Consider the following 15,797-nt stretch of genomic DNA (forward strand, 5'->3'; position numbering starts at 1 on the left):
ATTATACTAAATCAGAGTCTCTATTTAACTTGTACACTTTTTATTCTAGGCCCAAGTGTCTGTAAGCGAAACTGTACGATTTCTGTTTTATTGCTGAAAATTTGATAGAAAGTTTGTCGTGATAATTGAGCTTCTTGCGTTAATTGACGTACAGTGATCTCCGCAAAAGAATTGGTTTTTAACAGTTGGAATAATGCTGAAACTAAAAGATCACGGGAACGTAATGCAGATGGATTATGGCCTGTATAGATAAGCAACACCTCAAATCATTAGGATTAATAAAAAAGCAGACAGTTAAGTGAATCTGTTTGACTTGTTCCAAAAACATTGACACATGTCAGACATTCTTTAGAATGAACATAAAGTTAAGGCTTGTCAAGTCGTTGCTTTAGACGATGATGGGCTAGAGAGAAGGAAATGTTAAAATGACCATAATGGCAACCGCACGTACGGTAGAGATTGTTTTTTATTTGATTTATGCGCTGACATTAGTCGTGTTGTGGCAACAGCGGCGTACCGAACAGCTGTTTCAATTTATTACCTGTTCATTATTAGGAATCACGTTAGAGTTATTCAGCGTAAATGTTTTCAAGACCTACCATTACAATCCCGATTTTTTGGTAAATATTGGTAACGCTCAGGCTTTAAAAGCGTGTCCGCTGTGGGTTGGTTTAGGCTGGGGACTGCTCATGCCATTAGCGATTGCGGGTGCGAAAAAGTTGGATAGGCGCCCATTAGTAACAGGTTTAATTGCTTATGTGATTGTTATTGGTTGGGACTTTGTCTGGGATGTGCTGGCGATTCGTACAGCCGGTGGCTTGTGGGTTTGGCACGGTGCCCCGATTAATTTTGCCATTACAATTCAAAATATGTACGGTATTCCGTGGATGAATTATCTTGGCTACTCAGGCGCGATCATTCCAGTAGCGTTACTGACGGCACGACATGCACAAGCCGCTAAAAATGCGACTAATGGTTGGCAACGTTTAGGTTTCGCCTTGCGCGATTATTTAGAGGCTATTATCAGTTTTATTGTGATTGTGGCCTTGTATGCGCTGGTTTATCATTTCGTACCACTATTTGCAATAGTAGCCTTTTTAGTTTTATTTATTGGAACATTAGGTTATATCGCACGCTGTCTTGTCAAGAGCCGCAGTAATCAGTGGTTTAAGCAAGCTGATTGGGCTTACTTGACAGAATTTGGTGGCAGTTATTTGGCTAGTGTGATCGTGGGCTGTTTATTAGGTGTTTTACCACAACATCCTTGGTTGTTTGTGGTTCATGTAATTTTGTTGCTCATGACGCTGAGTCTAGGCTTCTATCGTCCTGCTGAAATCCGAACAAACAATTAAATATAAAACTAACCGCACTGAAATAATAGTTTTAGTGCGGTTTTTGTAATGCATGCAATAGAGGCGTTAATTAAGCGATACAGCGCTATTGAGGATTGAATAAGGAATCAGGGTAACGCTTTAACAGAGATCGTCCCTGATAGAATATTTTAGTTGATCTTAACGAATAAAAACTGGCGCGGCTTGGACTGATTAATCTGTCCAGGCCGTGCCAATAAATTCAGAATGATTAAATGACTGAGCTAGTAGCTTTGTACGAGAGATCAGTAGTTGAACTGATCATTCAAATTATGATGTACGTAGCACAGTCCTAAGACCTTGAATCGTCAATATTGCTAGAAGTTGTTGCTGGTAAGTCTTGACCTGACGAGCAGTCGCTTTTGGATGCTGCTTTAAGTAAGCCTGGGTTCCAAGCGTTAACTTTTGTTTTAACGCAGCTTGTGTGATAGCGGTGGTTGCCGTTTTTTGATGTGCGGCAACTTGTTTCGCCTGCGTGGTAGTCAGGGCCAGCCATGTTTGTTGTGGCAATTGAACAACGATACGTTTTTTAATTAATTCGCCAGATTGATCACCTAAATTGAGCCACCAGCGATCACGAGCTGAGCGCCAACGCCAGCGGGTCGTTTTGGTGACAACTTGCGCCTGTTTAAACTTGCCATAATGATAAGCAGTCGTTGTTTTCGCGGCAGTAACCGGTTGATCAGTATCAGGTATAAAGTGTGCGGTGGCCTTTTTCTGGTGGGCTTGATCCCGATAAACCATCACGTAGTAGTTGTGTTCAGTGCCAAGCACTTTGGTTAACAATAAATTTGCTGGTGATGTGGTTTGACCGGCTGTGTAAATCTGGTGGGTCGTTGTTGTGGTGACTTTGTGCATGCCCCAATGGTGGGTAAAGTTTAAGGTCATCAGGCTGACTACCCCTAGTGTGAGCAATAAGCCGAGACTACCGGTGATGATGCGGCCAAGCCAGCTTTTGGGAAGGGTCCAACCTACAATGGTAAGGATGACGGTTAGAATCAAGATACCGACGATCATTCAGACACCTCCTGATTATTTTTCATAAAACCCACGGCCAGTACGCCGATAATGGCAAAGACCAAGCCAACGATAAAGGCGATTTGGAACCCGGACACGCATGTTGGGCATAACGGAGCGGATCGGCTAGTTTGGTGGCATGGGTTGGCATATGGTTTGCGGTGACGTTTTGAACCACAGAAGTTAAAATCGCAACCACAACCGAACTTGACACTTGGCGGGCGGTATTGTTAGCCGCAGTACCATCAGTGGCCTTGTCAAGCGGTAAGGCGGCCATTGCCGCGGTGGTCAGTGGCATTAAGGCCAAGCCGACACCAACCATGCGTAAGGTATACATGATGGTGATCACGGTTGCCGGTGTGGCGGCATTAATAAAGACAAATGGCAAGGTGCCGATTCCGAGTAACGCAAAACCAGCTAAGGCCAGGGGCTTGACCCCGACTTTGTTGTATAAAAGACCGGCAATCGGGGACATGAACCCCATGAGTAAGGCGCCAGGCAATAAGGTTAGGCCTGAGTGCAAGGGCGTCATCCCATGAACATTTTGCAAGTAAGTTGGCAGAACCATTTCCACACCGTACATGGCCATGGTAACCAATACAACCGCTAAAGTCGTGTAACTGAAGTTGGCAGATTTAAAGACGCGAATGTCCAAAAATGGTTGCTTCAGGTGCAATTGCCGACCTGCAAACCAGCCAATTAATGTGATACCGACGATAATGGGTAAAATAACATTCTTCCAATCCCCCCAACCATCACTGGCAACATTGGTGAAGCCGATTAAGAATAAGCCGAAGCCGATGGATGATTGTGCTAAGGAGAGGACGTCTAACTTAACGTGCTTGGTTGGTAAAACATTTTTGATCAAAAATGGGCTGAGTATCAAGGCAATCACGAAAATAATCAACGGAATGACAAACATCGTTCGCCATGAAGCTGAGATCGTCAAGCCCAAAATGGTATGCGATTTATCTAGGATCCAGCCAGTAAGGGTTGGTCCAATAGCCGGTGACATCCCGACCACTAAGCCGGCTAACCCCATGGCCAAGCCTTGCTCAGATTTGTCATAGATGTTCAAAATCACCATTTGCATCAAATGAAATTGCAACTGAAGCGGGCTTTGAACGGAGTACCTTTTATAATCATTATGACGATCAAGAAGATTTATTGTGCCAAATTGAAGATAGTGTGATTGACGCGATTGAAAAAGTACGGGCCGCTTCGCATGTTTTTACAGTTAATAAAGCTAATAATCTCGAGCAATTGGTAACACTTTGCGACGAGCAACGTTTTGTTTTATCACGCTTATTAAGTGATCATGGGGAAGGCCATTTTGAACGGCGAGTGACACAAGTTGCCAATCAGGCATTTATCGACGAATACGGGCCAGCTTATGGGACAAATCCAGAAATTCAATTGTTGCGTGTCGGGGCGACAGCAAGTTCGTTACAAATGTTGAAATATTGGTTGACGACAGATAGTCCGTTAACGGCTAGTCAAGTAGCACATGCTTTAATTGCGATTCAAACAGCAGGCCCAGTCAAGGCATTGGCGAGTTTTCAAAAGTTTCAAAATGATTAGCTTGCAAATTATTTTGAAATTAAATATAATGATTCGTATGCTAATTATTTAGCGCGGCGCTGCCGCGTTAAATTCAAACTATATAATTAGCATGCTAATTAGGAGGCGAAAACATGCTTCGTTTATTGAAACGACTAAATCGTAAAGAGTGGTTGATGATCGTTGTCAGTGTGTGGTTTATTGTGATACAAGTTAGCCTTGAATTGGCAATTCCCGATTACATGACAAAAATTACCAATGCGCTGGAAACGTCAGGGTCGACGGCAATTGATATTTTGCGTCCTGGTAGTCGGATGCTGTTGTATTCCTTATTAAGTGTTGCTGCTGCAATTGTAGTGGGCTATTTTGCAGCTCGTGTGGCCGCTAGTTTTTCAGCACGGTTACGGCAGGTGGTATTTGACCAAGTATCGGCGTATTCAAGTGCCGATATAAATCGCTTTTCTACCGCTAGTTTGTTGACCCGGTCGACAAATGATATTACGCAGGTTCAAACCCTGATTGCAATGGGCATGCAGGTCTTGATCAAAGCACCAATCACGGCAATTTGGGCGATTACCAAAATTGCCAATAAAAACTGGGAATGGACAGCAGCTACTGGCGTGGCCGTTGTTATTTTAATTGTGATGTTGACAGTGATTCTCACATTGGTACAGCCGCGCTTTAAGCAAGTTCAGCAATTAACCGATCGATTAAACCTAGTGACTGGGGAAAATATTAGTGGTATTCGAGTGGTTCATGCTTATAATGCTGAAGCTTATCAAAATAACAAGTTTGATCATGCTAATCAAGAATTGACGCAGACCAATTTATTTGCAAACCGTGTGTTAGCTATGATGAACCCTGGTATGTCATTGATCAGTAATGACCTTACATTAGCTGTTTACGCGCTAGGAGCGACTTTAATTGCAACGGCAACTGGTGCGGCCAAACTTAAGTTATTCTCGAATATGATCGTCTTTTCCAGTTATGCCATGCAAGTGATCATGGCTTTTCTCCTGTTGAGCATTATTTTCGTCATTATGCCACGTGTTACGGTTTCAGCGGCGCGATTAAATGAGGTATTAACCTTAAAATCGAGTATGTCTTATCCTACGAATAGGCAACCTCAGACAACCCAATCAGGCACGATTCAATTTGAACATGTCAGCTTTAAATTTGCTGGCGCTGAGGAAAATGCAGTTAGTGATTTATCCTTTCAAGCCCAAACTGGTGATACTGTAGCTATTATCGGGGCTACTGGAAGTGGCAAGTCGACGGTGCTTAATTTATTGGCGCGGCGCTATGATGTTAGTGCTGGTCGTATCTTGATCGATGGTATTGATGTGCGGGATTATCCAGCAGCACAATTAAATGACAAAATCGGTTATATACCACAAAAGGCAGTGCTTTTTTCAGGCACGATTCGCAGTAATATTGATTTTGGTATCGGGGCGCATAAACCTGAAAAGCTATCGGATGCGCAGATTCATTCAGCATTAGTAACGGCACAGGCAGCTGATTTTACAAATGACTTAGCAACACCAGTCGCTCAGCATGGAGATAATTTTTCCGGTGGTCAAAAACAGCGGCTTGCCATTGCTCGGGCAATCGCGCGACGGCCAGAGATTTTGCTATTTGATGATTCTTTTTCCGCATTAGACTACGCCACAGATGCCAAGTTACGACAGGCCTTAAAGCAACAGGCAGCACAAACTACTCAAGTAATTGTGGCGCAACGAATCAGTACCATTATGGACGCAGATCAAATTATTGTGTTAGATCAGGGGCAAGTCGCTGGAATTGGGACCCATACAACGTTATTGGCTCAAAATCAGGTTTATCAAGAAATTGCCTATTCACAACTTAGTAAGGAGGAACTGGCCGAATGACACAACCAAAATTAATACCAGGTATTCGACGTTATGGCAAACCATATCTGCTACCGTTATTCACGGCCATGGGCTTGGCGGTTTTAGGTAACTTGGCGACTTTAATTGGGCCAGATCAATTAAGCCGGATCACCAACAAAATTTCGGCCGGCTTACGCGGGGGTATGGATCTTAAAGGAATCTGGCATATTGTGAGTCTATTAGCAGTAATTTACGGCATAGGGGCATTCATGTCCTACGCCCAAGGCTATGTCATGGCAACGGTGGCGCAAAATTTTACACGTGATCTGCGAACTAAGATTTCCCGAAAAATCAATCGTTTGCCGTTAACTTATTTTGATACACATTCTGAAGGGGATACGTTGTCCCGTGTCACTAACGATTTGGATACTTTTGGTCAGGCTTTAAATCAAAGCTTAGGTACATTAGTATCATCAGTTGTTTTGATTGTTGGAGCTGTAATAATGATGACTTGGAGTAATTGGTTATTAAGTTTAACGGCAGTAGTAGCATCACTGCTAGGGATGAGTGTGGTCGTTTTATTGCTGACGCACTCACAACGATATTTTGGTGACCAGCAAACTCAATTAGCCGCTGTTTCTGGTTATGTTGAAGAGGTTTATGCAGGGCATGAAGTGGTTCAAACTTATAATCAAACTCAAAAAGCGACACAGGATTTTCAGCAATTAAACCAGCGGCTTGAAACCAGTGTTTGGAAGGCTCAATTTTTATCTGGTATCATGCAGCCTTTTATGAATTTCATCGGTAACTTTGGGTATGTTGCTGTGAGCGTTGTTGGCGCATTGTTAGCATTGAAAGGAACGATTTCAATTGGTATGGTAGTTGCTTTTATGGTGTACGTTCGTATTTTTACCCAACCCTTAGGACAAATCACCCAAGCATTTTCTGGCTTACAGTCAGCTCAAGCTGCCTTACGACGGGTATTTGCATTTTTAGATACGCCAGATGATGATGATCGTTCAGCGGCAACCGTAATGTTACAACGGGCCACAGGTAAAATCGACTTCGAGAAGGTTGATTTTGGTTATACATTCGAAAAACAAATCATTCATCAGTTTTCAGCACACATTAAACCTGGCCAAAAGGTGGCTATTGTTGGACCGACTGGTGCGGGAAAAACCACATTAATCAGCTTACTAATGGGGTATTATACGCCACAACATGGTCAAATTAAGATCGATGACCAGCCGATTGAACAGCTGTCAAAGGCTACAGTACGGAACCAGTTTGATATGGTATTGCAAGATACTTGGTTATTTGAAGCGACGATTATGGCGAATTTAAAGTATAATGATCCTAATATTAGTGATGCGCAAGTGTTTGAAGCAGCTAAAGCAGTTGGTGTGGATCATTTTATTCGCACATTACCCCAGGGTTACGCCACAGTTTTAAACGAAGCAGTATCATTATCAGTTGGCCAAAAACAATTGCTGACGATTGCACGGGCATTAGTGCGTAATCGGCCCATGCTGATCTTAGACGAAGCAACGAGTTCAGTCGATACTCGTACGGAAGAACAATTACAGCAGGCGATGGATGTATTGACCAAAAACCGTACTAGTCTCGTGATTGCCCATCGCTTATCTACGATTAAAAATGCAGATACGATTTTAGTTTTGAATCATGGGACAGTCATCGAAGCGGGAACTCACGAAGAACTCATGAAACAAAAGGGGTTCTATGCTAATCTATATAATAGTCAATTCGAAAAATTAACCGCTTAATTAAGTGAGGATAATATGCAAGCAAATGAATTTGGGCCATTGATCAAGGCTATCGACACTGAAATTCAAAAACACATTAATAATGGTTTGGCAGGTGCACCAAAAGGGCTACCACGCATTACGGGTACGCAAATGGCAGTGTTAGGGTATTTATACGATCGCCCACATGCGGTCATTTATCAAAGTAATTTAGAAAATGAGTTTAATCTTAGTCGCCCAACCATTAATGGTTTAATCAAACGGTTGAAAGACGCAGGGCAACTTGAAGTGATTACCAGTGAAACGGATCGGCGTTATAAGCAGATTCGGTTAACCGATGTTTGTCGGTTAGAAATGGCACGACATAAGCCAGAATTTGACGCAGATATTCAGCAGATGGAAGCACAAATGACTGCTGGTATGACATCACAAGAAGTTGAACAAATGCGTCAGTGGTTAAGACAAATGCTGACGAATATGCGTCAGTCACAATAAATCGATTGAAATAGAGTACCAAAGACGGTAGCGTTCGTTATCGTCTTTTTTGATGTTTTTTCAAATTTTCCTTGCCTTGAAGTAACTGCAAGGTCGTAGACTAGGGTCATTCAAGCCAGAAAAGAGGCAATCAAATGGTTAAAGTCTTGATAATTGGTGCCACAGGCTCAGTAGGTCAAGTGACACGGCATTATTTTTTGCAATACACTACCGATCAGATCACCTTAATGGCCCGTCACACCCAGCGGTTAGGCACGATTGATGCGACGCGTGAAAAAGTAGTGGCCGGCAGTGTCTTAGACGCTACTGTTTTACAAACGGCTTTGCAAGGACAAGATGTGGTGTTTGCGGCGTTAAGCGGCAATTTGCCTAAAATGGCAACCGCCTTGATACAAGGGATGACCGCGGCCGGGGTACAGCGATTATTGTTTATCACGTCCATGGGGATTTACAATGAAATTCCGGCTCGTGTTGGGGCAAACGGCAATTTACAACACAACCCAATGTTACAAAACTATCGTGAGGCCGCTGATGTGATAGCAGCGTCGTCTTTAAATTACACCACCATTCGCCCAGGCTGGTTTGATAACGGCACCGATACCGATTACCAAATCACCCACCAAAACGAACCTTTTGGTGGGCATGATGTTTCGCGACAAAGTATTGCAGACTTAGTGGTGCGTTTGGCGCATGATTCAGATTTTGGCGCTCGGGATAGTTTAGGCATTAATCGTAAATAAGGAAGCCCATGTTTCCTACGAGGGTGGTTGCGCCCGTAGGAATGGTCATCCTCCGGAAATAAGATTTTTGCAGAAGCAAAATAGACATTAGATTACTTGGGAGGAGCCATGTTTCCACCGTGACGGGCTGCGTCCGATGGAATGGACATCCTCCGGAAATAAGATTTTTGCGGAAGCAAAATAGACATTAGATTATTTAGGAGGAGCCATGTTTCCTACGAGGGAGATTGCGCCCGTAGGAATGGACATCCTCCGAAATAGGATTTTGCGTTAGCAAAATCTAACATTAGAGCATTTAGGAGGAGCCATGTTTCCACCGTGACGGGCTGCGTCCGATGGAATGGACATCCTCCGAAATACGATTTTGCGTTAGCAAAAATCTAACATTAGAGCACTTAGGAGGTATTCAAAATGAAAGCAGCAATTTTTATGGCACCTGGTAAAATGGTGATCAAAGAAGTCCCAAAGCCACAATTGGAACAACCTGGCGACGCGGTGATCAAAGTCTTACGGGCCTGTGTTTGTGGCTCCGATTTATGGTGGTATCGTGGCATCGCCAAGCGTGAAAGTGGGTCAAATGCCGGGCATGAAGCCATTGGTATTGTGGAATCCGTTGGTACTGAGGTCACCAATGTGGCCCCTGGAGATTTTGTGATCATGCCGTTTACGCACGGTTGTGGGCACTGTGCCGCTTGTTTGGCAGGCTTTGATGGGGATTGTATCAATGCACCGCAAGGGTCTAGCGGCTATCAAAGTGAGTACGTTCGGTTTAATCACGCAAATTGGGCATTGGTGAAAATTCCTGGCCAACCTAGTGACTACACGGATGCCCAATTAAATGATTTATTAGCCCTGTCCGATGTGATGGCCACGGGGTATCATGCGGCGGCTAGTGCGGAAGTGAAAAGTGGCGACACAGTCGTTGTGATAGGGGATGGCGCAGTTGGGTTATGTGGTGTGTTGTCAGCGAAGTTACGCGGGGCGCAACGGATCATTGCCATGAGCCGCCATGTCGATCGCCAGGCGTTGGCCACTGAATTTGGCGCCACAGATATTGTGGCCGAACGTGGGGATGCGGCTGTTCAAAAGGTGTTGGCGTTAACGGCTGGCAACGGTGCCGATGCCGTTTTAGAATGTGTCGGGACGGAACAGTCGGTGGCGACAGCTGTGCAAGTGGGCAGGCCGGGCGCCATTGTTGGTCGCGTTGGGGTCCCGCAAAAATCTGACATGAACACTAACCAACTTTTTTGGCGCAATATTGGCTTGCGAGGCGGTGTTGCTGCGGTGACCACGCACGACCGTCACGTATTGTTAGATGCCGTTTTGCAAGGCAAAATTCATCCCGGCAAAGTCTTTACCCAACGGTTTGCCTTAGCTGATATTCAGGCAGCGTACAACGCTATGGATCAGCGAGAAGCCATTAAATCTTTACTAGTTGTGGCACAATAAAGGCAATCACATACAGTTGATGCATCGGCACATGCCTAAAAAGTATTGTTCAATTTTTGTTAAGACGACTATGCTAAGCGAAAAGAACGATGAGGTGAAATAAATGACAACAACAATTCAATTAAATGATGGCAATCAGATCCCAGCCATTGGTTTTGGCACTTTTCAAATTCCTAACGATGGGTCAACAAAAACGGCAGTTAGCGCAGCTTTAAAGGCAGGGTATCGCCACATTGATACCGCAGCGGCGTATTTTAATGAAGCCGAGGTGGGCCAAGCGATTGCGGCCAGTGAGTTAACCCGGGATCAAGTGTGGGTGACCAGCAAACTGTGGTTGCAAGATTATGGTGTGGCTGCGGCAACCAAGGCGATCGATACTTCGTTACAAAAGTTAGGGTTAGATTACCTGGACCTTTACCTGTTGCATCAGCCTTACGGGGATGTCCCTGGTGCTTGGCAGGCGCTTGAAGCCGCTCAAAAAGCGGGGAAGATTCGGTCTATTGGGGTGTCCAACATGACACCGAAATCCTGGCAACAGTTTGTGCCACAATTTGACGTGCTGCCAGCGGTAAACCAAGTGGAATTCAACCCTTATTTTCAGCAACGGCCACTGCGTGATTTACTAGCACCTGCCAAGGTTAAAATCGAGGCCTGGGCGCCATTAGGGCAGGGCAACCCACAATTATTTAAAGAACCTGTGATCCAACAGTTAGCGGCTAAGTATCAAAAAGATGCCGGTCAGATCATCTTACGTTTTGAAAATCAATTAGGAATCGTTGCTTTACCGAAATCAGTGCATGCAGCGCGGATCCAAAGTAATCTAAATTTATTTGACTTTACGCTAACGGCCACGGAAATGGCACAATTACAACAGCTCGATCAAGGCCATGGTCGGCATGACCCTGATCAGCCAGGCTTAGAAAACCGCTTGCTAAACGCTTTTGACGTTCACGCACAATAAACTTGCAGAATTTGCCTTAGCCGTTATACTGAAAGTTGTTAGTAAGCTAACGGAAGGAGCAACTGCAAGTGGACTATGGCAAACTATTGAAACACGCAACCAACCAAATGAATAAAGGAATGGACGCGTATGCCAAGCAGTTTGATTTAACGGGCACGCAAATGTCGATCATTGATTTTATTGGCAATCAGCAGCAAGTACTGCAGCGGGATATTGAAGCAGAGTTTAATATTCAGCGTTCTACGGCAACTGTGGCGCTTCAACGAATGGAAAAGCGCGGTTTAGTGGTACGGCAACCAGCCGCAACGGATGGTCGGCAAAAAACGGTGGTATTAACGGCGAAGGCGCAACAACTGCATCAAGTGGTCTCGCAATATATTGCCAAACAGCAAAACGCTATGAATGCGGCGTTTACCCCCGCCGAATGTGAGACTTTTGTGCGGATGCTCCAGTATTTTATCACGCTCAATAGCAGTCAACCCTAAAAGACCTCGGAAAGAGATCTTTTTAGATGGCCAACAACCGTTGCACATTATTGAATTTGCGTTATACTAATCATCGTTAGCTGTCTAACGAAAATTCGCACCATCGAGATAAGGGGCAATTATGTTGAATGATAAAATTTCGCCAAAAGTCATTGGGGCCATTATCGCTACTGGGCTCATGTCATTTTGTGGCGTCATCGTAGAAACGGCGATGAACATTACCTTTCCAACTTTAATGAAGGAATTTAACGTGGCGACCAATACGGTACAGTGGATGACCACCTTGTACTTACTGGTGGTGGCTTCAATGGTGCCACTATCGGCTACTTTGAAACGGCGGTTTAAAACCCGCTCACTGTTTATTTGTGCCATTAGCTTTTTCATTTTAGGGGTGATTTTAGATGGGGTGGCGCCAGCTTTTTGGGTGTTATTGCTTGGGCGTGGTATCCAAGGCTTAGGTACCGGGATCGCCTTACCGTTGATGTTTAATATTATTTTGGAACAAGTCCCAGCCTCTAAAATCGGCATGATGATGGGGGTCGGCACGATGATCACCGGGGTGGCGCCAGCGATTGGACCAACTTTTGGCGGCATTGTGGTTTCGGCGCTGAATTGGCGGTATATTTTCGCCTTCTTATTGCCAATTTTAGTAGTTGCCTTGATTTTAGGTTTAATTTGTATTCAACAAAAAACACCGACGGCCAAAGCGTCTATTGATCGCCTTAGTGTTGGGTTGATCGTGGTGACATTTTGTGGCCTGATCTTCGGGATTAGCAGTTGGGGCTCGCAACCCTTTGCCAGTTGGTCAGTTGCAGGGGCGTTAGTGGTGGGTATTATTGCGTTGATTGGTTTTACACGCCGGTCTTTGCGGATCACACAGCCGATTATCAACTTACGTTTATTTGCAAATCGTGGCTTTACCACCTGTGTGTTGGCGTTTGTTTGTTTGCAGATCAGTGCGTTAGGCTTGTCCTTTGTATTGCCGAATTACATTCAATTGGTCAACGGCAATACAGCGTTGATTGCTGGGTTGCTAGTTCTACCAGGATCCGCTTTAGGCGCCATTGTCGGTCCGTTAAGCGGGCGTTTATTTGATCATATTGGCGCGAAACTACCGTTGCGTTTAGGCGGTCTCGTTGGTGCGCTGGGGCTATTAGGGCTATTTTTGTTCGGGCATCAATTAAGTGATCCACTGCTTGTGCTCATGTATTGTTTCTTCATGCTGGGACTGGGGTTAAGTTACGGCAACCTGATGACCTTTGGCTTAGGGCATTTAGCACCAGAAGCCAGCAGTGATGGCAATGCCATTTATAACACGTTGCAGCAGTTTGCCGCCGCGGTGGGGACCAGTGTGGCAGCGGCACTGGTAGCAGCTGGTCAAGCAGCAACACACAATTTAGCTACTGGCACAGCCAATGGGTCAGTGACCACGTTTGCCCTGTTAACTATTTTGTTAGTTTGTGAATTCATTTTTGTGGTTCGGGTTACCCGCGCCAAATAAGCTTGTTTGAAGTGCATCGGTTGGCGGTGCACTTTTTTGTTGCAAATTTCGGTTGTGGTGTTATTATATAAATAACAAGTTACTTAAAAAGTAACAAATAACAACTAAGGGGATCTTAAAATGACAACATATGCAATTACAGGTGCAACTGGGAATTTTGGTCAAACAGCCGTGAAAGCATTGGTACAAGATGTAGGGGCTCGTAACGTGATTGCCTTGGCGCGAAATGCTGAAAAGGCCGCGAAGGTTTTGCCGGCGGCTGTAACGGTTCGGCCGGGCAGTTATGAAGATGTGGCAACCTTGACCACCTCGTTGCAAGGCATTGATCGGTTGCTCTTTATCTCCTCACAACCTGGTGGTGCCATGCCTCGTCCTGAACAACATGCCAATGTGGTCAATGCTGCTAAGGCGGCTGGCGTGAAATTAATTGCCTACACTAGCTATGCCCATTTGGAAACGGCCAAAGCACCATTAGCAGACGACCATCAAGCTACTGAAGCCTTGATTAAAGCCAGTGGCCTGACTTACACCTTCTTACGGAATAATTGGTATTTAGAAAATGATTTAAATGTTTTAAAAGCAGGTGCCGCAGGTCAGCCATTTGTTTACGCTGCCGGTGATGGTAAAGCGGGTTGGGCGTTGGAACGTGACTATGCCACAGCCGCTGCTAAAGTGTTGCAGTTAGCTGAACCAAAGGCTGTTTATGAATTTTCTGGTCCAGCACACACTTACGCTGAATTGGCAGCAGCCGTTAAAGAGGCCACTGGCCAAGATTTCCCAGTTCAATCGATTTCAGAAGAAGCTTATCAGGCCGGGCTAGAAAAAAGTGGTATGGACAGTGCCACCGCCAGCATTGTGACTGGTATTCAAGATTTAATCAAAATTGGCGATTTAGCTGGCACCACAGATGATTTACCAAATATCCTTGGACATTCGTTACCAAGTCTGGCAGAATCGATTAAGGAAGTTTTAGCAAAATAGTCATTTGGGAAAGCAGGGTGATGAGATGAAGACATCACATAAATTAAGTGATGCCGTCCATATTTTAACGTATATTGTGGTGGTGCAAGATGGTGATCTGTCTAGCGCGGCGATTGCGGATAGTGTGGCATCAAATCAAAGCCTGATTCGGCGGCTCATGTCGCAATTACGCCAGGCGGGGTTATTGCAAACAAGCCCGGGGAAAGTGGCGCCTAAGTTGGCGAAACCCGCAACTGCGATTACGTTGTTAGATGTTTACAAAGCCATTAACCCAGATGGACAGCGTGAACTATTGCATGTCGATCCGAAAACCAATATTCGTTGTCCGGTAGGGGCCAACATTCAGGCCACTTTGGACGGTGCTTATCAGCAGGTGCAATTGGCCGCGGAGCAAGAAATGCAGGCAATTACGTTGCAACAGATCATTGATGACTTGGTAACGCGGGTGGATGGGCCCCAAAAAGCGTGGCTCGCGTCCATTAAGAAATAAAAAATGGCGCTTAAAACCAGAATTTGGTTTTAAGCGCCATTTTGTGATGGTAACTGTGATAGATTAATCATTTGGCATTAAATAGTGTTGTTGGTAGTAGTGCCACACCAAATTGCATAGCCAAGCAATCACACCTGCCAAGAGCAACCCGAGACCGTTGTTTAAAATGCGCAGGCCACTGGCAGGTACCACGCCGAAAAAGGTGGTGGCCATGGCTAAGGCGCCAAAGCAGTTTAAACAGCTGGCCCAAAAGTAACTGGGGGTTAAGCCGAGGCCAAAACCAGTCACAGGTGCGATCAGAAAGGCCCAACGTGTGGGAACGATGGCCATCGCAATGGTAAACGCAATTGAACCAACGATTACGCCAGCTAGGCGGCGGAGGCCACGGTCTTTTAAATTGGTGGTTACTGGTAAGAGCAGTGACATGCCAGCGAAGCCCAGCCAGCGGGCGCGACCATTGCCTAAAAACTGGCCTAGCCATAAAACGCTTGCCACACCCAGGGCGAGCCGAAGTTGCCAACGAAAAACCTGATCCGTTAAACCAGGCCGTTTTAAAATCTGGTGTAAGGTGATCTGACGGTCCTTAGTATGATTTTGGTGCCATAAAACGGCGCCGCACAGGAGTAACGCCAACAACAGCGCACCCCAACGTTTTGGTAGTGCAGCTGGTGCGACCTTGGTGTAAACCACTAAGATATAACTGAACACATACACGCCACCATTCCCGAATTGCGGGTGACCGGCGGTTAAACGCAGTAATACCAGTAATAATAACCCATTTAGGCCGAAAGCCAGTCCGAAAGGTAAGTGTGGTAGCCAGGTGCTCATGAGCCCAATACTGCTTAAAATCAGCGCCAAAGCCAGCAGACTATCTTGAATGCGGTAGCCATAATTCACGTAGCGTGCACTGAGCAGCATACAAAAACTGGCGACACCAACACAACTATTGCTCGGCCCAAATAAAATTGAAAAACTGGCAATATAGACAATGGCAAAAGCTAATAAAGCCGCATCACGCAGGACTAGCGCTGCCAGTAAACGCCAAGTTTCACGGCCTTGGGCGATACGGATCTTTTGCCACAATAAGCCTGGATCTAGTTGCATCAATTGATACATAAAATCGTTCCCTTCTTAA

16 protein-coding genes are annotated in these 15,797 nt (G+C 45.1%); 12 read left to right on the forward strand and 4 right to left on the reverse strand.

Annotated features, from left to right (window positions below; translation table 11 throughout):
• Positions 1-20 precede the first annotated feature (20 nt).
• Entirely contained in the window at positions 21-260 is a 240-nt protein-coding gene (locus FC07_RS16390) for a TetR/AcrR family transcriptional regulator (RefSeq protein WP_083483210.1), read from the reverse strand.
• Between the two features lie 165 nt (positions 261-425).
• Between FC07_RS16390 and FC07_RS05140 the strand changes: the two genes are divergently transcribed.
• Positions 426-1,352, forward strand: a complete 927-nt coding sequence (locus FC07_RS05140) for a hypothetical protein (protein ID WP_057904056.1) — start codon at positions 426-428, stop codon at positions 1,350-1,352.
• 288 nt (positions 1,353-1,640) lie between these two features.
• On the opposite strand, the gene FC07_RS05145 is transcribed toward FC07_RS05140, so the two are convergent.
• Positions 1,641-2,387, reverse strand: a complete 747-nt coding sequence (locus FC07_RS05145; RefSeq protein WP_057904057.1) for a DUF4811 domain-containing protein — start codon at positions 2,385-2,387, stop codon at positions 1,641-1,643.
• Positions 2,388-2,409: 22 nt separating this feature from the next.
• On the reverse strand, positions 2,410-3,480 hold the full coding sequence (locus tag FC07_RS05150) for an MFS transporter (protein ID WP_155797797.1): 1,071 nt from the start codon (positions 3,478-3,480) through the stop codon (positions 2,410-2,412).
• A gap of 74 nt (positions 3,481-3,554) precedes the next feature.
• Here FC07_RS05150 and FC07_RS05155 point away from each other — a divergent pair, with 74 nt between their 5' ends.
• The 11 genes from FC07_RS05155 to FC07_RS05205 all read left to right on the forward strand — a co-directional run bounded on the left by FC07_RS05155 (position 3,555) and on the right by FC07_RS05205 (position 14,662).
• The gene (locus FC07_RS05155; protein ID WP_057904059.1) at positions 3,555-3,968 is read left to right on the forward strand and encodes a hypothetical protein; all 414 of its coding nucleotides are present in this window, start codon (positions 3,555-3,557) and stop codon (positions 3,966-3,968) included.
• 113 nt (positions 3,969-4,081) lie between these two features.
• Positions 4,082-5,836, forward strand: a complete 1,755-nt coding sequence (locus tag FC07_RS05160) for an ABC transporter ATP-binding protein (protein WP_057904060.1) — start codon at positions 4,082-4,084, stop codon at positions 5,834-5,836.
• Entirely contained in the window at positions 5,833-7,581 is a 1,749-nt protein-coding gene (locus tag FC07_RS05165; protein ID WP_057904061.1) for an ABC transporter ATP-binding protein, read from the forward strand. The genes FC07_RS05160 and FC07_RS05165 overlap by 4 nt, the downstream gene beginning before the upstream one ends.
• 15 nt (positions 7,582-7,596) lie before the next feature.
• Entirely contained in the window at positions 7,597-8,055 is a 459-nt protein-coding gene (locus tag FC07_RS05170) for a MarR family winged helix-turn-helix transcriptional regulator (protein ID WP_057904062.1), read from the forward strand.
• Positions 8,056-8,189: 134 nt separating this feature from the next.
• Positions 8,190-8,795 (forward strand): NAD(P)H-binding protein, encoded by a 606-nt coding sequence (locus FC07_RS05175; RefSeq protein WP_057904063.1) that lies wholly within the window; start codon positions 8,190-8,192, stop codon positions 8,793-8,795.
• 411 nt (positions 8,796-9,206) lie between these two features.
• Complete coding sequence (locus tag FC07_RS05180) at positions 9,207-10,244, forward strand: zinc-dependent alcohol dehydrogenase family protein (protein WP_057904064.1); 1,038 nt, start codon at positions 9,207-9,209, stop codon at positions 10,242-10,244.
• A gap of 103 nt (positions 10,245-10,347) precedes the next feature.
• A complete protein-coding gene (locus FC07_RS05185; RefSeq protein ID WP_057904065.1) occupies positions 10,348-11,205 on the forward strand; it encodes an aldo/keto reductase in 858 nt (285 codons plus the stop codon).
• 68 nt (positions 11,206-11,273) lie between these two features.
• Complete coding sequence (locus FC07_RS05190) at positions 11,274-11,690, forward strand: MarR family winged helix-turn-helix transcriptional regulator (RefSeq protein WP_155797796.1); 417 nt, start codon at positions 11,274-11,276, stop codon at positions 11,688-11,690.
• 121 nt (positions 11,691-11,811) lie between these two features.
• The gene (locus tag FC07_RS05195; protein WP_057904066.1) at positions 11,812-13,191 is read left to right on the forward strand and encodes a DHA2 family efflux MFS transporter permease subunit; all 1,380 of its coding nucleotides are present in this window, start codon (positions 11,812-11,814) and stop codon (positions 13,189-13,191) included.
• A gap of 120 nt (positions 13,192-13,311) precedes the next feature.
• The gene (locus tag FC07_RS05200; protein ID WP_057904067.1) at positions 13,312-14,172 is read left to right on the forward strand and encodes an NAD(P)H-binding protein; all 861 of its coding nucleotides are present in this window, start codon (positions 13,312-13,314) and stop codon (positions 14,170-14,172) included.
• Positions 14,173-14,197: 25 nt separating this feature from the next.
• The gene (locus tag FC07_RS05205) at positions 14,198-14,662 is read left to right on the forward strand and encodes an Rrf2 family transcriptional regulator (protein ID WP_057904068.1); all 465 of its coding nucleotides are present in this window, start codon (positions 14,198-14,200) and stop codon (positions 14,660-14,662) included.
• A gap of 63 nt (positions 14,663-14,725) precedes the next feature.
• Here the strand turns inward: FC07_RS05205 and FC07_RS05210 are convergent, their stop codons facing one another.
• The gene (locus tag FC07_RS05210; protein WP_057904069.1) at positions 14,726-15,778 is read right to left on the reverse strand and encodes an FUSC family protein; all 1,053 of its coding nucleotides are present in this window, start codon (positions 15,776-15,778) and stop codon (positions 14,726-14,728) included.
• Positions 15,779-15,797 lie beyond the last annotated feature (19 nt).

It is taken from the genome of Loigolactobacillus bifermentans DSM 20003, from assembly GCF_001434575.1.
Classification (GTDB): Bacteria; Bacillota; Bacilli; order Lactobacillales; family Lactobacillaceae; genus Loigolactobacillus; species Loigolactobacillus bifermentans.